Source organism: Neorhizobium descurainiae (assembly GCF_051400715.1).
GTDB lineage: Bacteria > Pseudomonadota > Alphaproteobacteria > Rhizobiales > Rhizobiaceae > Neorhizobium.
The window spans coordinates 456,475-473,770 of sequence record NZ_JBLFFK010000001.1 but is presented as its reverse complement, the minus strand read 5'-3'; the positions used below and the strand labels follow the sequence as shown (position 1 = coordinate 473,770).

General features: G+C 63.5%; 20 protein-coding genes. 7 read left to right on the top strand and 13 right to left on the bottom strand.

Translation table 11 applies throughout. The features are described from left to right. Window positions 1-74: 74 nt before the first annotated feature. Window positions 75-1,076 (top strand): sugar-binding transcriptional regulator, encoded by a 1,002-nt coding sequence (locus ACMGE0_RS02200; protein ID WP_436814218.1) that lies wholly within the window; start codon window positions 75-77, stop codon window positions 1,074-1,076. A gap of 58 nt (window positions 1,077-1,134) precedes the next feature. After that, on the top strand, window positions 1,135-1,353 hold the full coding sequence (locus tag ACMGE0_RS02195) for a hypothetical protein (RefSeq protein WP_436814217.1): 219 nt from the start codon (window positions 1,135-1,137) through the stop codon (window positions 1,351-1,353). 6 nt (window positions 1,354-1,359) lie between these two features. Here ACMGE0_RS02195 and ACMGE0_RS02190 read toward each other — a convergent pair whose 3' ends face one another. Continuing rightward, complete coding sequence (locus tag ACMGE0_RS02190) at window positions 1,360-2,241, bottom strand: methylated-DNA--[protein]-cysteine S-methyltransferase (RefSeq protein WP_436814216.1); 882 nt, start codon at window positions 2,239-2,241, stop codon at window positions 1,360-1,362. Between the two features lie 114 nt (window positions 2,242-2,355). Then, entirely contained in the window at window positions 2,356-2,853 is a 498-nt protein-coding gene (locus tag ACMGE0_RS02185; protein WP_436814215.1) for a DUF2244 domain-containing protein, read from the bottom strand. A 21-nt stretch (window positions 2,854-2,874) separates the two neighbouring features. Between ACMGE0_RS02185 and nth the strand changes: the two genes are divergently transcribed. After that, window positions 2,875-3,660 (top strand): endonuclease III, encoded by a 786-nt coding sequence (gene nth / locus ACMGE0_RS02180; RefSeq protein WP_436814214.1) that lies wholly within the window; start codon window positions 2,875-2,877, stop codon window positions 3,658-3,660. Here nth and ACMGE0_RS02175 read toward each other — a convergent pair. After that, window positions 3,619-4,185: a TetR/AcrR family transcriptional regulator gene (locus ACMGE0_RS02175; protein ID WP_436814213.1), complete on the bottom strand. Its 567-nt coding sequence runs from the start codon at window positions 4,183-4,185 to the stop codon at window positions 3,619-3,621. The two genes, nth and ACMGE0_RS02175, sit on opposite strands and share 42 nt — an antisense overlap. Window positions 4,186-4,273: 88 nt before the next feature. On the opposite strand from ACMGE0_RS02175, the gene ACMGE0_RS02170 reads away from it, so the two are divergent. Next, window positions 4,274-4,699: a VOC family protein gene (locus tag ACMGE0_RS02170; protein WP_436814212.1), complete on the top strand. Its 426-nt coding sequence runs from the start codon at window positions 4,274-4,276 to the stop codon at window positions 4,697-4,699. On the opposite strand, the gene ACMGE0_RS02165 is transcribed toward ACMGE0_RS02170, so the two are convergent. Next, window positions 4,696-5,409 carry a sulfate transporter family protein gene (locus ACMGE0_RS02165; RefSeq protein WP_436814211.1) on the bottom strand — a complete coding sequence of 238 codons (714 nt, stop codon included), beginning with the start codon at window positions 5,407-5,409 and terminating at the stop codon, window positions 4,696-4,698. The two genes, ACMGE0_RS02170 and ACMGE0_RS02165, sit on opposite strands and share 4 nt — an antisense overlap. A gap of 154 nt (window positions 5,410-5,563) precedes the next feature. Here ACMGE0_RS02165 and ACMGE0_RS02160 point away from each other — a divergent pair, with 154 nt between their 5' ends. The 3 genes from ACMGE0_RS02160 (at window position 5,564) to ACMGE0_RS02150 (ending at window position 7,478) form a co-directional block, all read left to right on the top strand. After that, a complete protein-coding gene (locus tag ACMGE0_RS02160) occupies window positions 5,564-6,040 on the top strand; it encodes a carboxymuconolactone decarboxylase family protein (RefSeq protein WP_436814210.1) in 477 nt (158 codons plus the stop codon). After that, complete coding sequence (locus ACMGE0_RS02155) at window positions 6,040-6,897, top strand: sigma-70 family RNA polymerase sigma factor (RefSeq protein ID WP_436814209.1); 858 nt, start codon at window positions 6,040-6,042, stop codon at window positions 6,895-6,897. The genes ACMGE0_RS02160 and ACMGE0_RS02155 overlap by 1 nt, the downstream gene beginning before the upstream one ends. A gap of 104 nt (window positions 6,898-7,001) precedes the next feature. After that, window positions 7,002-7,478, top strand: a complete 477-nt coding sequence (locus tag ACMGE0_RS02150; RefSeq protein WP_436814208.1) for a DUF3280 domain-containing protein — start codon at window positions 7,002-7,004, stop codon at window positions 7,476-7,478. Between the two features lie 5 nt (window positions 7,479-7,483). Here the strand turns inward: ACMGE0_RS02150 and ACMGE0_RS02145 are convergent, their stop codons facing one another. The 9 genes from ACMGE0_RS02145 to ACMGE0_RS02105 form a co-directional block, all read right to left on the bottom strand. After that, entirely contained in the window at window positions 7,484-7,870 is a 387-nt protein-coding gene (locus tag ACMGE0_RS02145) for an ester cyclase (protein ID WP_436814207.1), read from the bottom strand. Then, on the bottom strand, window positions 7,870-9,462 hold the full coding sequence (locus ACMGE0_RS02140; RefSeq protein ID WP_436814206.1) for an FGGY-family carbohydrate kinase: 1,593 nt from the start codon (window positions 9,460-9,462) through the stop codon (window positions 7,870-7,872). The genes ACMGE0_RS02145 and ACMGE0_RS02140 overlap by 1 nt, the downstream gene beginning before the upstream one ends. 50 nt (window positions 9,463-9,512) lie before the next feature. After that, window positions 9,513-10,220 (bottom strand): HAD family hydrolase, encoded by a 708-nt coding sequence (locus ACMGE0_RS02135; protein WP_436814505.1) that lies wholly within the window; start codon window positions 10,218-10,220, stop codon window positions 9,513-9,515. A gap of 15 nt (window positions 10,221-10,235) precedes the next feature. Continuing rightward, entirely contained in the window at window positions 10,236-11,717 is a 1,482-nt protein-coding gene (locus ACMGE0_RS02130) for a mannitol dehydrogenase family protein (protein WP_436814205.1), read from the bottom strand. A 223-nt stretch (window positions 11,718-11,940) separates the two neighbouring features. Then, complete coding sequence (locus tag ACMGE0_RS02125) at window positions 11,941-12,945, bottom strand: ABC transporter ATP-binding protein (RefSeq protein WP_436814204.1); 1,005 nt, start codon at window positions 12,943-12,945, stop codon at window positions 11,941-11,943. 29 nt (window positions 12,946-12,974) lie between these two features. After that, entirely contained in the window at window positions 12,975-13,799 is an 825-nt protein-coding gene (locus ACMGE0_RS02120; protein WP_436814203.1) for a carbohydrate ABC transporter permease, read from the bottom strand. 11 nt (window positions 13,800-13,810) lie between these two features. Then, window positions 13,811-14,683, bottom strand: coding sequence for a carbohydrate ABC transporter permease (locus ACMGE0_RS02115; RefSeq protein ID WP_436814202.1), 873 nt, complete (start codon window positions 14,681-14,683; stop codon window positions 13,811-13,813). 144 nt (window positions 14,684-14,827) lie between these two features. Then, complete coding sequence (locus ACMGE0_RS02110) at window positions 14,828-16,153, bottom strand: ABC transporter substrate-binding protein (protein WP_436814201.1); 1,326 nt, start codon at window positions 16,151-16,153, stop codon at window positions 14,828-14,830. A 147-nt stretch (window positions 16,154-16,300) separates the two neighbouring features. Further along, complete coding sequence (locus ACMGE0_RS02105; protein WP_436814200.1) at window positions 16,301-17,254, bottom strand: sugar-binding transcriptional regulator; 954 nt, start codon at window positions 17,252-17,254, stop codon at window positions 16,301-16,303. Between the last annotated feature and the right edge of the window lie 42 nt (window positions 17,255-17,296).

Sequence of the window (17,296 nt, the reverse complement as noted above, 5' to 3'; positions counted from 1 at the left end):
TGTCCTTCAGAATTGACATATGTTTCATGGCGGACGAATATCCGGCTCGGTTTCACCATTCCTCCGGAGGCCCGTTGGCGAAGCTCAGACGCGAGACCCACACCGCCTATTCCGAAGCGGCATCGCTCCGGCTGCGCGCGGCCTGGCTCTATTATAATCAGGGATTGACGCAGAAAGATGTCGCCGAACGGCTCGGCATCAGCCGCTCGACCGTGATCCGCCTGCTTGACGAGGCGATGAAGCGCTCCGAGGTGCAGATCTGGATCAGCGAGGGCGTCGACACCTGCGTCGAGCTCGCGACCCGGCTGGAGAAGGCCTATGGTCTGGACGAGGCCGTGGTGGTGCCGGCCCCGCGCGACGGCAGCGCCTCGGCAATGGCGGGCGCCGTCGGTCTCGCGCTCGGGCAGTTCCTTTCCGAAGTGGTGCAGAACGATATGACGATCGGCGTCGGCTGGGGCCGCACCATGACGGCCTCGCTGTCGAGTTTCCGTCCGCCGCGGCGGGAGAACTGCAAGGTCGTCTCGCTGCTCGGCGGCATCGTCGCCGTGCACCAGACCAACCCGATCGACTACACCTGGCGGTTTGCGGGCCAGCTCGGCGCCGAATGCTACATGTTCCTGGCGCCGCTGCTGGTGGACTCGGTCACCACCAAGCGGGCGCTGATCGAGCAATGCGGGTTGAAGACGATCTACGACCTTGCCGAGAACCTCGATCTCGCGGTGGTGAGCTGCGGCGATATCGGCCCGCACTCGACCTCGCTCTCGGAAGGCTTCATCTCGAAGGCGGAGCTCGACCGGCTGATCGCGGCGGGATGCGTCTGCGACACCATGTTCAACTTTCTCAACGAGGAGGGCCGCTCCGTCGACCACAAGCTGAACGAGCGGGTGATGTCGGTCGATCTCGATACGCTGAGGCAAGCCAAGCACATCGTGCTTTCCTCGGGCGGCGCCCACCGGGCCGTGGCGATCCGCGCCACGATCCGCAGGATCGGCTGCAACACGCTGATCACCGACGAGACGGCGGCGAAGGAGCTGCTGAAACTATCGGACGATCACACGCCTGATACTTCCGTGTAGGAGAAAGCGTTATCTAATTATGGTTGAACTGTGATGCCCCTTTGGATAACGTCGGGCCATGCCAAACATTCACTCTCCGAGACATAGCGTCTTTGACGAAGAACGCGCAAAAGAATGTGAAGCAGAGTTCAGGCGGGTGCTGGAACTGGTGATTTCGCGTGCCGTGGCGGCCGGCTGGCGCGAGAAGGAAGTCGCCCTGCAGATTGCGGACCTCGCCGAAGATTATGTCATGGACCTGGCCTTCAACAGCAAGGCTTCCGCGGCCAACGACAACTAGGACCCTTCAGGCGTTTCCCGCTTCCCAGCCGAGGATGGCCCGCTTGCGGGTGAGGCCCCAGTGATAGCCGGTGAGTGCGCCGCTTTTCCCCAGCGCCCGGTGACAGGGCACGACGAAGGAGATCGGATTTGCGCCGATCGCAGCACCCACGGCACGGCTCGCCGTCGGCTGGCCGATATCGCAGGCGACGTCGGAATAGGTAATCGCCTTGCCGAACGGGATCTTCAACAGGCTCTGCCACACGCGCACCTGGAAGTCCGAGCCGATCAGCACGACCTTCAGCGGTTGGTCGGACGACCATTGCGAACGGTCGAAGATACGCTTGATATAGGGCGCGGTGGCTTCCCGGTCCTCGACATATTCGGCATTCGGCCAACGGCGCGCCATGTCCTCGAAAGCGGCCTTTTCTCCGCCGGCATCGGCGAAGGCGAGGCCCGAAAGGCCGCGGTCCGTCGCCATGACCAGCGCCACGCCGAAGGGCGACGGATGGAAGCCGTAACGGATCGTCAGGCCGCCGCCGCGCGCCTTCCACTCGCCGGGCGACATGGCCTCGTGGGTGACGAAAAGGTCATGCAGCCGGCCGGGGCCGGACAAGCCCAGCTCGTAGGACGCTTCGAGCAGCGGCAGTTCCTCCTTGCCGAGCAGGCGCTTGGCATGATCGAGCGTGACGGCCTGCAGGAAGGCCTTCGGCGAAAGCCCCGCCCAGCGGGTGAACACCTTCTGGAGCTGGGTCGGCGACTGGCCGAGCTCGGCCGCGATGGTTTCGAGCGATGGCTGGTCGCGGTAATCGAGCGTGATCATCTCGATGACGCGGCGGACGGTCTCGTAGTCGGAGCCGTCCGGCGTCACGTTGACGGCGGGTTCGGTGATCTTTGCGAGAGCATTCATGATCTTACTCCTCCACAGCGCCGCACGCCGGAACGGCGCGCAAGGGCGTTGTGCAATTGACATGCCGTATAAATGCCCCTTCGGCTTCGCCGAAACCACCCGTTTCTTGCGGACCTACATCTTTTGTTTCACGGCAGCCAGCGCACCCTTGAACGCCTTGGCAAAGCTTTCACGGTCGTCCGGATTGAGGAAGGAGCCGACATCCGTTCCGCGCCCCTCGCCCGTCACATACATGGAGGTGATGCCGAACTCCTCATGGCGGTGGACGCGGAAGCGCGCCCAGAACGGGTTGAAGCGGTGCTCCACCATCCGCCCGGCCGGCGAGAATTTCCGGATCGAGAGATTGCTGCGCGACACGGTGACCTCCTCGCGCGCCCTGCCGGAGCGGTAGCTCATCTTCAGAGCGAAATAGAGGGCAAGGAAATCGAGCCCGAAGAAGAAGCCGATGGGATAGGCGCCGGTCACCAGGAAGAAGCCGCCATAGACGAGGCAGACCGCGCCGGACAGCATGAGCACGATCTGGAAGCCGCGCCGGCCGAGCGAGCGGTGCGGCGTGAGTTCGGCTGCGAAAACAGGCTGATCGCGGGAAGCGTCCACGTTGCTTTCCTTCACAGGGAATGCCTATACAGGCATATGGCGACTCCGAAAACCAAATCCAGCACCAGCACTTCGCAAAAGTCAAATCACGCGTCGGGGCGCAAGCCCAAGCGCTTCAAATCCGCCTATTCGAAAGCGGAGCTGGAGGAGATTTTCCGCCGCTTCTCCGTGCAGCGGCCCGAGCCGAAGGGCGAGCTGGAGCACGTGAACCCGTTCACGCTGGTGGTGGCCGTGGCGCTCTCGGCACAGGCGACCGATGCCGGCGTCAACAAGGCGACGCGGGCGCTTTTCAAGGTGGCCGACACGCCGGAAAAGATGCTGGCGCTCGGAGAGGAAGGCGTCATCGGATATATCAAGACGATCGGGCTCTACCGCAACAAGGCGAAGAACGTCATCGCCCTCTGTCGCATGCTGATCGACGAGTTCGGCTCGGAAGTGCCGAAGACGCGCGAGGAGCTGATGCGGCTTCCGGGCGTCGGCCGCAAGACGGCGAACGTGGTCATGTCGATGGCCTTCGGCATTCCGACGCTTGCGGTCGACACGCATATCTTCCGGATCGCCAACCGGCTGCTGCTCGCCCCCGGCAAGACGCCGGACGAGGTGGAGCAGCACATGCTGAAGGTGATCCCCGACCATTATCTCTACCACGCGCATCACTGGCTGATCCTGCACGGCCGCTATACCTGCAAGGCGCGACGGCCCGAATGCGAGCGCTGCGTCATCGCCGACCTCTGTCGCTCGCCGGAAAAGACCTGCGACGTCCCGGCGCCGCTGGTCGAGCTACCGCCGCAACAGATCGGCGTGGCCGAGGCCGTCGAGTAGCGCCGCGATCGCCGTCTCGTAGTCCTCGCGGCTGCCGCCGGCCTCGACGGCGATGGCCGCGCGATCGAAGGCGGCGGAGATCAGCACCGTCAGCGGGTCGAGAAGCGGCTCCAGCCCCGAACCCGCGATGAATTCGGCAAGCCCGGCCTTCAGGCTCGCCTCCGCCGGATCGTCGGCAAGCAGCGCTGGCGCCTCGCGCAGGAGAAGCCTGGTGCGGCCGGGCACCGCCATGGCGTCGAAATAGGCCGAGGCGCCCCGCAGCAGCGCCTCCCGCGCCGACGTCGCATCGGCGGATTTCGCCTCTATCGTCGTGCCGACCTCCGCCGCCTCGCGCTCCACGACGGCGGAAAACAGCGCCTTCTTGTCCTCGAAATGATGATAGAGCGCCCCGCGCGTGACATTCGCAGCCGCGACGATCTCCGGCGTCGCGGTCTCCGCATAGCCCTTCTCCACGAAAAGCGCCCGGGCGGCATCCAGAAGAGCGGTTCGGGTGGCATCGGTGCGTTCGCGATTGCTGCGCGGCATCTTCTTTTTCCATTTACATACAGACAGAATGTATCTATAAAGAAACATACAGACTGAATGTATCTTAAAGAGAGAGGAAGGAAAAGCCATGAAGGCGTTGAGCTACTATCCCGTCATCATGACCGACGACGTCCCCGGCACGGCGGCCTTCTATGCCGGGCATTTCGGCTTTGAGGCGCTATTCTCCGCGGATTGGTACGTCCACCTGCAATCGAAGGACAGCGAGCACGTGACGCTGGCGATCCTCGAAGGCAGCCACGAGACCATCCCAGAAGGCGGTCGCGGCAAGATCTCAGGGCTTCTCCTGAACTTCGAGGTGGAGGATGTCGATGCCGTCTACGATCGCCTCAAGGCCGCCGGGCTGCCGATCCGGCTCGATCTCCGCGACGAGGATTTCGGCCAGCGGCATTTCATCACCTCGGACCCGAACGGCGTGCTGATCGACGTGATCACGCCGATCCCGCCGAGTGCCGAATTCGCGGCGATGTACGATGCTTCGGTCCTGCCGGGCTAGGTTTTGAAGACCGGGTCGCGGCGGGAGATCGCCTTGTGGAGATGCACCATGAGGCCCGCCGCGAAGAGCGGCGTCAAGAGGTTGACGATCGGGATCGCCAGGAAGCAGGCGATCAGAAGGCCCGCCATGAAGACGGTCGAGGAATGTTTGGAGCGGAAGGCACGCGCGTCCGCAGGCGTCCGGAACCGCATCGCGGCGAATTCGAAGAATTCCCGGCCGAGCAGATAGCCGTTCACCAGGAAGAAGGCGATCAGGTTGATGCCCGGGATGAACAAGAGAAAAAGCGCGACGATGTTGCCGGCGATCACCACGCCGAGGAATTTGATCGAGCTGGCGATCGCCTCCCCGATCGGCATGGCCTTGCCGGGCGGATCGTCCGGATAGTCGCGTTTCTCGACCACTTCCGCCACGTCGTCGAGGAAAAGGCCGGCGATCAGAGCGGTGATCGGCGCGATCAGCAGGGCGAGCGCGAGCGCCAGCCCGATGCTGGCGACGATCGCCGCGACCAGGGTGAGCCAGCCGGTCCAGTCCGGCAGGTCGGGAAAGAAGGCGGCGAACCAAGGCCAGGCATAAAAGGCGAATAATTCGCGAAGCGCGAACCAGAGACCGACCAGCACGAGAATGGTTAGGCCGAGCGTCTTCCAGAAGACGGAACGGGTCTCCGGCGCGAAGAGGTTGAGGAGCGAAAGGCGTGCGGCGTCGAGGATCATCGGCGTCTCCAGTTATGCCGCAGAGATGTAGGTTTGAGGAAGCGCGGGAGCAAGCGCCAACCGGATGGGTGCCGGACAAGAAAATTTTGCGGGCATGTCACACCCGCGGATCCTGGCTCGTCATGGTGTCGTAACCAACAGAAGGAAACGGACCATGAGTGCCAAGTTTGATATTTTCTCCGCCGCTCCCGCGCTGATGAAGAAGTGGATGGGCGTCTCCGTCGAAGTTGCGTCGAGCCTTGAGCCGAGCCTCATCGAACTCGTCAAGATCCGCGCCTCGCAGATCAACGGCTGCGCCAACTGCATCAACATGCACACGGCGGAAGCCCGCGCGAAGGGCGAAACCGAGCAGCGCATCTACCTCTTGTCGGCCTGGCGTGAAGCTCCATGCTATTCCGATCGCGAACGCGCTGCACTAGGCTGGACCGAGGCGCTCACCCGGCTTTCGGAAGGCCATGCGCAGGAAAGCGCCTATGAAGTCCTGTGGGCCCATTTCACGGCGGAGGAACAGGTGAAGCTCACTTTGATGATCAATGTCATCAACGGCTGGAATCGCCTCGCGGTCGGCTTCGGTCTGTGGACCGACCCCGCGGCAGCAAAGGCTGCCCAGGCCGTGGTGGCGGCCGCCTGATGGCGGGGCTCGACCATGAGGACGCAGCGGCGAGCTTCGATCCGCTGCGTCCGAAGCTCATGCGCGTCGCCTATCGCATGCTCGGATCCGTGGCCGACGCCGAGGATATGGTGCAGGAGGCCTTCATCCGCTGGATGAAGGCCGACCGCAACGCCGTGCGAGAGCCGGAAGCATTCCTGCGCCGGACGGTCACGCGCCTCTGCCTGGACCAGCTCAAGTCGGCGCGGCGCCAGCGCGAGACCTACGTCGGCCCATGGCTTCCCGATCCCGTGGTGGAAGAGGAAGCACAGGAAGACGTGACACTGCCGTTGATGCTTGCCCTGGAACGTCTTTCGCCGCTCGAACGGGCGGCCTTCCTGCTGCACGACGTGTTCGGACTGGGCTTCGAGGAAGTCGGGGCGGCCGTCGAACGCGACCCGGCCGCCTGCCGCCAGCTTGCCGCCCGTGCGCGCATCCATGTCCGCGAGGCGAGAACCCGCTTCCAGGTGGACAAGCAACGGGGCGTCGAGCTTGCCGAGGCCTTCTATGCGGCATCGCGTAGCGGCGACATGAAGGCGCTTGGCGCGATGCTGGCGGCGGACGTGAGCGTTCATGCAGACGGCGGCGGCAAACGCCCTGCGATCCTGGAACCGATCTTCGGCTTCGATGCCGTGATGAAGGTGCACGAAAATCTGGCGGCCCTGTTCAAGAAACACGGCTCGCAACTGGTTCGTGCCGGCTTCGTCAACGGCCTGCCGGGCTTTGTCACGCTGGAAGCGGATGGCGAGTTCCAGACGACCGCGCTCGACATCGAGGACGGCAAGATCGCTGCCATCTATGTGGTGAGGAACCCCGACAAGCTGAGGCATCTGCATTAGCGGCCCTCCCCCCTTTGATCGTGATTTGGGCCGGCAGGCCGTGTATAATGACGATGATATGGACGGGAGGACCGATCATGCGCGTTCGCAGATTGACTGTCCTGATGACGCTGCTTGCGGGCACCTGCGTGTTTGCACAGGCTCAGCAGACAAAGCCGATGTCGATCGAAGTGTTTCCCTTCGAACTGGAGGACAAAAGCGCCGGAGCAGGAATAATTCCGCCGGATGAACACGATAGACGCTATCTGTCGGAATCGGCGCAGGTTGCCAGGGAGATGCTCTCCCAATCGGGGCGTTTCACGATCATCGACGGGGCGGCGAGAGATGAGGCGGCGGCGCCGCACGGATTGCGCAACTGCGGGGGCTGTGAAGGCAGGATAGCCAGGGAGCACGGCGCGTCTCTTGCCTTGCTGGGCGTTGTAACGCGCGTCAACCGGACGGAACATACGATGTTCATCCGCATCCTTGACGCTGAAACCGGAAAACCTGTTTCGGTGGGCTTTACCGACCTCCGCATGGGCGCGAACTATGCCTGGCCACGTTCCGTGAAATGGCTGATGACGAACCGAATTCTGCGGTAGGGCGGCTAGAGCTGAGCCTCGATGGCCGCCTTGTCGATGACCGACCAGACTTCCGCAATCTTTCCCGCCTGAAACCGGTAGAAGACGTTTTCGGCAAACGCGACCCTCTTCCCATTGATGTCGAGGCCGAGGAACGTCCCTTTGGGCGTGCAGTCGAACGCGAGCCTGCTTGCCACATGGGGCGGATCGCAGACGAGCAACTCGATGTCGAAATGCAGATCCGGAATTTGCTCGAAGTCCCTTGTCAGCATATCCCGATAACCGGAAATGCCGATCCGCCGGCCATTGTGGACAACGTCATCGCCTACGAAGCGGCCGAGACCTTGCCAGTCCTGACTGTTCAGACAGGCGATGTATGCGCGATAGATGCCGGAGAGCTCCGAACTGTTCATCACTCCATCCCCCGCAACTCCTCCCGGTGCCTTACCATCGTAAGGAACCGGCGGTAGTCGCGGTCGTATTGCCCCGCGCGCCCAGGATTGGGAAGCCGTTCCGTGCCGCCCGCATCCATCGACCGGCCCGCTTCGAAGAGTGAGCCATGCACGCCGCCGGCGACCGCGGCCGCCATGGCCGTGCCGAGCAGCACCGCATCGCGCGTTTCCGGGATCACCACCCTGCGGCCGGTGACGTCGGCATAAAGCTCGACGAGCAGCGGATTGTTCACGTGTCCGCCGGTGACATGCAGCGTCTCGAACCGGTAGCCGTAGCCGGCGAGCGTTTCGAGGATATGGCGGATGCCGAGCGCGACGGCGACGCAAGATCGCCAGTAGAGCCGGCAGAGCCCGTCGAATGAGGTGTCGAGGGTGAGGCCGCTGATGACGCCGGTCGCATGCGGATCGGCGAGCGGCGAGCGGTTGCCGTGAAAATCCGGCAGGACATGCAGGTTCGGGGCGATATCGCCCTCTTCCGCGGCGCGCAATTGCTCTACGCGGGCGATGATACGGCCGTGCAGCTCGGTGGTCGGTTCGCCGCCCGCGGCATGCATGTGGACGATATGGTCGAGCAGCGCGCCGGTCGCCGACTGACCGCCCTCGACCAGCCAATGGCCCGGCAGGATCGCTTCGTAATAGGGTCCCCAGAGGCTGCGGCCCGGCTTGGCCTCGCGGGCGAAGGCGACGATGCAGCTCGACGTGCCGCCGATCAGCGCCACGCTGTTCTCCAGCTTCGAGCCTCCCGGCGAGCCGCCCGACACCCCGCCAAGAACCCCGAAGGCGCCCGCATAGGCATCGATCATGCCCGGCGCCACCTCGACGTCTGTATCGAGGCCGAGTTCATCGGCGGCCTTCGGGCTGAGGCGCCCCATGCTTGCGCCCGCCCCGGCCGTCTCGTCCGGCAGGCCGCCCTTTTCCAGAAGATCGTCGAGCCCGGCGAGCACCAGGTAATCGGCGCTCCAGCCGGGGTTCTCATGGGCGAGATAGTTCCACTTGGCCGTCAGCGTGCAGCGGGAACGGGCGGGCGAGTCGGTCGCCTTCCAGGTGAGGAAATCGGCAAGGTCGAAGAAATACCCCGCCCTCGCCCAGCTTTGCGGCAGGTTCTTCTTCAGCCACATGAGCTTCGGCATTTCCATCTCGGGCGACAGCGAGCCGCCGGAAAACTCCAGCACCCTGTGGCCGGTGGCGGAGAGAAGATCGGCCTCCTTGATTGCCCGGTGATCGAGCCAGACGATCGTGTCGTGGCTGCTTTCCCCCGTCGTGGAGACGGTGAGCTGGCGTCCCTCGCGGTCGCGGGCGACGAGCGAGCAGGTGGCGTCGAAACCGATGGCGGCGACCTGCGATGCCGCGATACCCGCCTCGGCAACCGCCTCCCGCACCGCCCGGCAGGTGGCCGCCCAGATATCCTCGGAATCGTGCTCGGCGTGGTTTTCCTTCGGGCGGAACATCAGGATCGGGTGCTTGGCCTTCGCCAGCAGGCGTCCGTTGCGGTCGAACACTCCGGCGCGCGCGCTGCCGGTGCCGATATCGACCGCAACGAGGTGATCACGCATCCCGATCTGTTTCCTGTCCCTGTGTTCGCTTCGGAATTTCGCGAGCCGCCCTAAGGTGCGGCCCGGGAAACGGGTCCGTTGCGGTCCTCCATATGTTTTCGGACAAGGTGTATCAAATCCGGCATGGCGTCAAACACGACTTCCGGAGAAAGCGCATCGATCCGTTCGCGGTAACCGGGGGCTGAGGCATGAGAGCCGCCGACGAAGGCGAACGCGACCATGCCGGCGCGATGCGCGGCCTCGATGCCGGCGGGGCTGTCCTCGATGACGATGCAGTTTCCGGGGTCGGCCCCCATCTGGCTCGCCGCATGCAGGAAGAGGTCGGGCGCCGGCTTGCCGCGCGCCACCATGGCGGCGGAAAAGATGTTCGGTTCGAGCCTGTCGATGAGACCGGTGAGCGAAAGCGACAGGCGGATGCGCTCCGGCTGGCTGGAGGAGGCGACGCAGCGGCGCAAGGTCAGCGCATCCAGCGTCTCGGCGATGCCGGGCATGGGCTTGAGCTCGGCGCGGAAGCGGGCGTAGAGATCACGGCGCATGTCTTCCAGGAAGGCGTCGTCCGCCTCGATGCCGAATTCCTCGCGTATGGTCTTCGTCACCGTGGCGAGGCTGCGGCCGAGGAAATGGCGGCAGGCCTCCGCCTCGTCCAGGACCAGCCCCTTGCGGCCAAGCCCGTCGAGCAGCACGCGGATCGAGACGGTTTCGCTGTCGACGAGTACCCCGTCGCAATCGAAGATCACCAATGGTCCCGCCGTCTGCACCACGTCTCCCACCCGCTATTTGACGAGATCGCCTGCCAGATACAGCTCGAGCGTCTTCGCCGTCCCCTCTTTCCAGAGCGTCGCAAGCGCATGGGCGAAGCGCTTGCGGAACAGCTCGGATTTCGAAACCTCGCCGAAGATTTCATCGAAGACAAGGAAGGCCTCGGGGTTATCCTTGGCTTTCAGCGCCGCCGCGTGCAGCTTGTCGGCGCTCGTGTCGTTGAAGACGATCTCCTTGCCGCTGTCGGACGTGCCAGCGAAATAGCGGCACCAGAGCGCCGAGACGAGCGAAAGACCAACGATGTCGAGCCCCTTGGCGAGCCGGTCGCGGGTCGAAGGCAGGATGAATTTCGGCTGCCGGTTGGAACCGTCCTGCGCCAGCCGCGGAATGGTGTCGCCGATCTTCGGGTTCAGGAAGCGGCGCTCGATCAGCGCGAAATAGTCGTTGAGATCGGTGCCCGGCACCGGCGGCACGATCGGGATGATCTCGTCCTTTTCGAGCTTCGCGAGGAAGGCGCGGATCAGCGGATGCTCCATCGCCTCATGGACGAAATGGATGTCGAGCAGCGCCGCCGGATAGGCGATCGCCGCATGGCCGCCATTCAGGATGCGGATCTTCATCAACTCGTAGGGGGCCACATCCGGCACGAACTGCACGCCGACCTCTTCCAGCCGCGGACGCCCGGCGGGGAACTTGTCCTCCATCACCCACTGCTTGAATTCCTCGCAGAAGACCGGCCAGTTGTCGTCGATGTCGAAATCCTCTCTGAGAATGCCGATCTCGCGCTGCCCGGTGGCCGGAGTGATGCGGTCCACCATCGAGTTCGGGAAGGCGACGTTCTCATGGACCCAGCGGGCGAAACCGGGATCGGAAAGCCTGGCGAGGCCGATGACGGTGTTTTCCGTCACCTCACCGTTTCCGGGAATGTTGTCGCAGGACATGATGGTGAAGGGCGGTATACCCTTTTCCTTGCGCAGCCTGAGGCCCGCGAGGATGAGGCCGAAGACGGTCTTCGGGTCCTCCGGGTGCCTGCCGTCCTCGGCGATTGCCGGATGGGCCGGATTGAACTGCCCGGAAGCATCGATGAAATAACCGCCTTCGGTGATCGTCATCGACACGATGCGGATCGCCGGATCGGCGAGCTTTTCGATCAGCGCCTCTTTCTGGTCCGGCGCGATGATGTCGATCATCGGCGCGGTGACCCGCGCGGCTGTCTTGTTGTTGTCCTGCTCGACGACGGTGGTGAGATAATCCTGGGCCTTCAGCTTGTCGCGCATGGCGGCGTCCGACGGCAGAACGCCCGCGCCGACGATCGCCCAGTCGTGTCCGCTGCCGATGTTGAACAGGTCGTCCAGATAGACTGCCTGATGGGCCCGGTGGAAATTGCCGACCCCGAAATGCACGATGCCGGGGGTCAGGCTCCTGGGATCATAGGCCGGCACGGCGGCGGTGGCCGCGGCGTCCTTCAAGCTCGCCAGCGAAAGCTTCACAGTCATTGTCTCATACTCCAGTGTGGCCTGCGAAATATCAGGCCAATAAGGCAGACCAACACCTCCGCCTTGATCGCAGGGTATTGGTTTGATGGCATGCGGCACTCCTCCCGCCGTCATCCTCGGGCTTGTCCCGAGGATCTATCCACGTCGAGATTATCGAACCGTTTGCAGATGCTCGGGACAGGCCCGAGCATGACGACCAAGCGCTTGCACTCCCGTCACAACCTCAGGCCTTGATTGCAATGCCCCTGTCATCGAAACGATGCAGCTTGGTCTCGTCGGGGGTCATATAGACCTTGTCGCCGTGACGGGCGCCGAATTCGCCGTCGCAGCGCGCGGTGACTTGGCCGATGCCTTCGACGTCGAGATGCAGGAAGGTGTCGGCGCCGAGATGTTCGGCGACCGTCACCCTGCCGGTCCACAGGCCGCTGTCCCTCGACAGGCCGATATGCTCCGGCCGGATGCCGGCGGTCCTGGCATTCTTCGACTGCGCATAGGCGCCGTCAATGAAGTTCATGCGGGGCGAGCCGATGAAGCCGGCGACGAAGAGGTTCTTCGGACTGCGGTAGAGCTCCAGCGGCGAGCCGACCTGCTCGATATTGCCGCGGTTCAGCACGACGATCTTGTCGGCCATGGTCATCGCCTCGATCTGGTCGTGGGTGACGTAGACCATCGTCGTCTTCAGCTGGTGGTGGAGCTCGGAAATCTCCAGCCGCATAGTACCGCGCAGCGCCGCGTCGAGATTGGAGAGCGGCTCATCGAACAGGAAGGCCGACGGTTCGCGCACGATCGCCCGGCCGATCGCCACCCGCTGGCGCTGGCCGCCGGAAAGCTGCGAGGGCCGGCGCTCCAGGTAGTCGGTGAGGTTGAGGATGCGCGCGGCGTCCGTCACCTTCCTGTCGATCGCGGCTTTGTCCATCTTCGCCATCTTCAGCGGGAAGGCGATGTTGTTCCTGACGCTCATATGCGGATAGAGTGCATATGACTGGAAGACCATCGCAAGCCCGCGCTGGGCAGGGGCGGCGGCGGTGACGTCCTTGCCGTCGATGAGGATCTGGCCGCCGCTGACATCCTCGAGGCCGGCGATCAGGCGCAGAAGCGTGGACTTGCCGCAGCCGGAGGGGCCGACGAAGACGACGAACTCGCCGTCGTGGATTTCCAGGTCGATCGAGGGGATGACCTTGGCCTCGCCGAAGGTCTTCGACACGTTTTTGAGGGTGATGCTGCCCATAGCCGGGGGTCCTTGCTTAATCGCGCCGCCTACTTGACCGCACCGAAGGTGAGGCCGCGAACGAGTTGTTTCTGGCTGAACCAGCCGAGGATGAGGATCGGCGCGATCGCCATGGTGGAGGCGGCCGAAAGCTTCGCCCAGAACAGCCCCTGGGGGCTCGAGAAGGAGGCGATGAAGGCCGTCAGCGGCGCCGCGTTGGTGGTCGTCAGCCGGATCGTCCAGAACGCCTCGTTCCAGGCGAGGATGATGTTCAAAAGCAGCGTCGAGGCGATCCCCGGCACCGCCATCGGGGTGAGCACGTAGACGATCTCCTGCCACAGCCCCGCCCCGTCCATCCGCGCCGCCTCCAGGATCTCGCCGGGGATCTCGCGGAAATAGGTGTAGAGCATCCACACCACGATCGGCAGGTTGATCAGGGTCAGCATGACGGTCAGCCCGATGCGCGTGTCGAGCAGCCCGAAATCGCGGAACATCAGGTAGATCGGCACGAGGACGGCGACCGCCGGCATCATCTTGGTGGAGAGCATCCACATCAGGATGTCCTTGGTGCGCTTCGTCGGCGAGAACGCCATGGCCCAGGCGGCGGGGATCGCGATGATCAGGGCGAGGATCGTCGAGCCGACCGACAGGATCACGGAGTTCATGAACGGCTTCAGGTAGTCCCGCTGGGTCTGGACCGTGACGTAGTTCTCGAACGTGCCGGACGGGATGAGGTTGAAGCCGGCGATCGCCTCCGGCTCGGTCTTGATGCTGGTGATCAGCGTGTAGAGGATCGGGAAGAAGATGACGAGCGCGACGATCCAGGCAGCGGCCGTGGCGGTGATCTTGTGCCTTGTGGTGACGGAGCGGGCCATGACGTGATCTCCTACCGGTCCAGGTTCCTGCCGACGGCGCGCATCAGGAAGATGGCGACGACATTGGCGAGGATGATGGCGATGATGCCGCCCGCCGAGGCTCCGCCGACATCGTAGCCGAGCAGCGCGGTGCGGTAGATGAGGAACGGCAGGTTTGTGGAGGCGTAGCCGGGACCGCCATTGGTGGTGACGAGGATTTCCGCATAGACGCCGAGCAGGAAGATCGTCTGGATGAGGATGACGACCGTGATGGCGCGGGCGAGATGCGGCAGCGTCAGATAGATGAAGCGGTTGAGGAAGTTGGCGCCGTCCATCTCGGCCGCCTCCTTCTGCTCGCCGTCGAGCGACTGCAGCGCGGTCAAGAGGATGAGGGTGGCGAACGGCAGCCATTGCCAGGCGACGATGACGACGATCGAGAAGAGCGGGTATTGCGCGAACCAGTCGACCGGGCGAAGGCCGAAGAACCTGGCGATATCCGCGAGCACCCCATAGCCCGGATGCATGATCATGTTCTTCCACACCAGCGCCGCGACCGGCGGCATGACGAAGAACGGCGAGATGACGAGGATGCGCACGATCCCCTGCCCGAAGATCGGCTGGTCGAGCAGCAGCGCGATCGCGATGCCGCCGACGACGGTGATGGCGAGCACGCCGACGACGATCACCAGCGTGTTCCAGATCGACTGGAAGAAGGCCGGGTCGGTGTAGAAATATTGATAGTTGAAGAAACCGGCGAAGCTCACATTGGCGGGATTGAGCAGATTGTAGTTCTGGAACGAGAACCACAATGTCATCGCCAAGGGAACGATCATCCAGACCAAGAGAAGCAGAACGGAGGGCGCCATCATCAGCCGCGCCAACGTCTTCGTGTTTTGCGTTGCCATATCGACGCCCTCCCTAAATCGCTGCGCCTTTTCTTTGGGAAGGAGACGGCGCAGGGATGCAGCTTCTTCTTATTATCCCGGTGATGCTTTCGAAATCCGGCCGCCCGGCGGAGACTTGACCGGGCGGCCGAGTGCTCGGGAGGCTTACTTGATATACCCGGCGCGGGTCATTTCGCGCGTGGTGGCGGACTGCGCCTGGGCAAGCGCGTCGTCGACGGTGGACTGGCCGGCGACGACGGCCGAGAAGAGCTGGCCGACATTCGTGCCGATCGCCTGGAATTCCGGGATCGCCACGAACTGGCCGCCCGTATAGGGCACCGGCTTGACGGTCGGCTTGGTGATGTCGGCCGCCTGCATCGCTGCAAGCGTAGGCTCCGCGAATGACGCCGCCTTCTTGTATTCCTCATTCTCGTAGAGCGAGGTGCGCGTGCCCGGAGGAACGTTCGACCAGCCCTCCTTGGAGGCGACGAGCTGGGTATATTCCTTGCTGGTCGCCCAGGAGATGAACTTCTGAGCGGCCTCGGCCTTGGTCGAGCTCGCCGGCACGGCAAGGTTCCACGACCACAGCCAGTTGCCGTGGTTGTTCACGCCTTCCTTGGTCGGGAAGATCGCATAGCCGACCTTGTCGGCAACCGTCGAGTTCTTCGGGTCGGAGACGAAGGAGGCCGCAACGGTGGCGTCCATCCACATGCCGCACTTGCCCTGCTGGAAGAGCGTCAGGTTCTCGTTGAAGCCGTTCGAGGAAGCGCCGGACGGGCCGGCATCCTTCATCAGATCGACATAGAACTGCAGCGCCTCTTTCCATTCCGGCTGGTCGAACTGCGGCTTCCAGTTCTCGTCGAACCAGCGGCCGCCGAAGGAATTGGTCAGCGCCGTGACGAAGGCCATGTTCTCGCCCCAGCCGGCCTTGCCGCGCAGGCAGATGCCGTTGATGTCGGCGGAACGGTCGGTGATCTTGCGGGCCGCATCGCCGATGAACTGCCAGGTCGGGCTTTCCGGCATCTGGAGGCCGGCCTTCTCGAACAGGTCCTTGCGGTACATGATCATCGCCGACTCGCCGTAAAACGGCGCGGCATAGAGCTTGCCCTCGACGGTCAGGCCGCCGCGGATCGCCGGCAGAAGGTCGTTGACGTCATAGGCGTCGCCGAGCTTGTCGAGCTCCAGCAGCCAGCCCTGCTTCGCCCAAATCGGCACTTCGTAATTGCCGATCGTCAGGATGTCGTACTGGCCGCCCCTGGTGGCGATATCCGTGGTGACGCGCTCGCGCAGCACGTTCTCTTCCAGCGTGACCCAGTTGATCTCGATATCCGGATTGGCCTTGGTGAATTCCGACGTCAGGCCCTGCATGCGGACCATGTCGCCGTTGTTGACCGTCGCGATCGTGAGAGTTTCGGCCGAAGCCGCGGTGGAAAGAACCCCGGCAAACACCAGCGCTGAGCAGGCGCCCAGCAAAACCGTCTTCAGTGTCATATCTTCCTCCCGAGAAGATTAAATGCGAGCATTCGCTTTGCTCATGGGCAATTACCCACAAAACGGCGTGAAAAGTCAATCGGCATTCGTCGCTGCGATGCAACGGACATAGGTCATGCCGTTGATTTGGCTAGGTATAATTTTTGCTCAGTCGATGAGCAATTGCTCCGCAGTGGCTTCATCGGTGATGATGCCATTGATGATTTTGCCCTTCAGGGCGGCGGAAATCGCTGCGAATTTTTTCCTGCCCTGGGCTATCCCGATGACCGCCGAAGTTTCGCGCGAGGGGATCGGAACGCTGGCGACGCGGTCGTTGATGGAGTTGTCGAGGAGCCGGCCCCGATGATCATAGACCCAGCCGCAGATCTCGCCGGCCGCGCCGCTTTCGACCAGCTTGAGCATTTCGTCCCTCCCGAGGAAGCCGTCGACGCAGAGCGGACCGTCGACGCCGAGTTCGCCGATGCCGACGAAGGTGACGTCCGCCTGGGCGCCGAGCGCGATCGTGGAGCGCACCAGCGCTTGGTCGTGCAGGGTCTCGCGCTCTTCCGCCGACGAACAGAGGACCGGCAGCGGCATGGGGAAATGCCGGGCCTTGATGGCATCGGCCATCGAGAAGATGACGTTGTAGAAGGCGGCCGAACCGTCCGGCCCGATATTGCCGGTGAGCGACACGATGCGGTGCTGCGGGCATTCCATCGGCGGCAACTGGTCGACGGCGGCCTTCAGGGTGCGGCCGGTGCCGACGGCGATCACGATCGGATCCGGCCGCTTCAGCCAGCGCTCGATCTCCGCTGCTCCCGCCTCGGCAATGCCGACCGTCGTCGACACGCCGGCGGGATCGCTCGGCACCACTTCCACATGCCTGAGATCGTATTCCTGGCGCAGGGCCTCGGCGAGCTCGAGGCAGGCCGCGATCGGATGGTCGAGACGCACCTTGATGAGGCGTTCGGCGACGGCGAGCGACACGAGCCGCTGCGCCGACTGCCTCGAAATGCTCATGGCCGCGGCAATCTCGTCCTGGGTTCTTCCCGCAACGTAGTAAAGCCAGCCCGCCCGCGCCGCATCGTCGAGCCGCCCTTGCGTGTCAGACCGTTTTGCCATGGCAGAAAATCTCCTCGGCGTGTTTGCTGCCATGTTTTTCGA

Excerpts from the sequence above, each read along its gene's own strand:
- ACMGE0_RS02170 (WP_436814212.1), top strand. The coding sequence starts at position 4,274 with ATGAAGGCGTTGAGCTACTATCCCGTCATCATGACCGACGACGTCCCC.
- ACMGE0_RS02155 (WP_436814209.1), top strand. The coding sequence starts at position 6,040 with ATGGCGGGGCTCGACCATGAGGACGCAGCGGCGAGCTTCGATCCGCTG.
- ACMGE0_RS02145 (WP_436814207.1), bottom strand. The coding sequence starts at position 7,870 with ATGAACAGTTCGGAGCTCTCCGGCATCTATCGCGCATACATCGCCTGT.
- ACMGE0_RS02150 (WP_436814208.1), top strand. The coding sequence starts at position 7,002 with ATGACGCTGCTTGCGGGCACCTGCGTGTTTGCACAGGCTCAGCAGACA.
- ACMGE0_RS02115 (WP_436814202.1), bottom strand. The coding sequence starts at position 14,683 with ATGGCAACGCAAAACACGAAGACGTTGGCGCGGCTGATGATGGCGCCC.
- nth (WP_436814214.1), top strand. The coding sequence starts at position 2,875 with ATGGCGACTCCGAAAACCAAATCCAGCACCAGCACTTCGCAAAAGTCA.
- ACMGE0_RS02130 (WP_436814205.1), bottom strand. The coding sequence starts at position 11,717 with ATGACTGTGAAGCTTTCGCTGGCGAGCTTGAAGGACGCCGCGGCCACC.
- ACMGE0_RS02190 (WP_436814216.1), bottom strand. The coding sequence starts at position 2,241 with ATGAATGCTCTCGCAAAGATCACCGAACCCGCCGTCAACGTGACGCCG.
- ACMGE0_RS02175 (WP_436814213.1), bottom strand. The coding sequence starts at position 4,185 with ATGCCGCGCAGCAATCGCGAACGCACCGATGCCACCCGAACCGCTCTT.
- ACMGE0_RS02165 (WP_436814211.1), bottom strand. The coding sequence starts at position 5,409 with ATGATCCTCGACGCCGCACGCCTTTCGCTCCTCAACCTCTTCGCGCCG.
- ACMGE0_RS02160 (WP_436814210.1), top strand. The coding sequence starts at position 5,564 with ATGAGTGCCAAGTTTGATATTTTCTCCGCCGCTCCCGCGCTGATGAAG.
- ACMGE0_RS02105 (WP_436814200.1), bottom strand. The coding sequence starts at position 17,254 with ATGGCAAAACGGTCTGACACGCAAGGGCGGCTCGACGATGCGGCGCGG.
- ACMGE0_RS02125 (WP_436814204.1), bottom strand. The coding sequence starts at position 12,945 with ATGGGCAGCATCACCCTCAAAAACGTGTCGAAGACCTTCGGCGAGGCC.
- ACMGE0_RS02110 (WP_436814201.1), bottom strand. The coding sequence starts at position 16,153 with ATGACACTGAAGACGGTTTTGCTGGGCGCCTGCTCAGCGCTGGTGTTT.
- ACMGE0_RS02195 (WP_436814217.1), top strand. The coding sequence starts at position 1,135 with ATGCCAAACATTCACTCTCCGAGACATAGCGTCTTTGACGAAGAACGC.
- ACMGE0_RS02120 (WP_436814203.1), bottom strand. The coding sequence starts at position 13,799 with ATGGCCCGCTCCGTCACCACAAGGCACAAGATCACCGCCACGGCCGCT.
- ACMGE0_RS02140 (WP_436814206.1), bottom strand. The coding sequence starts at position 9,462 with ATGCGTGATCACCTCGTTGCGGTCGATATCGGCACCGGCAGCGCGCGC.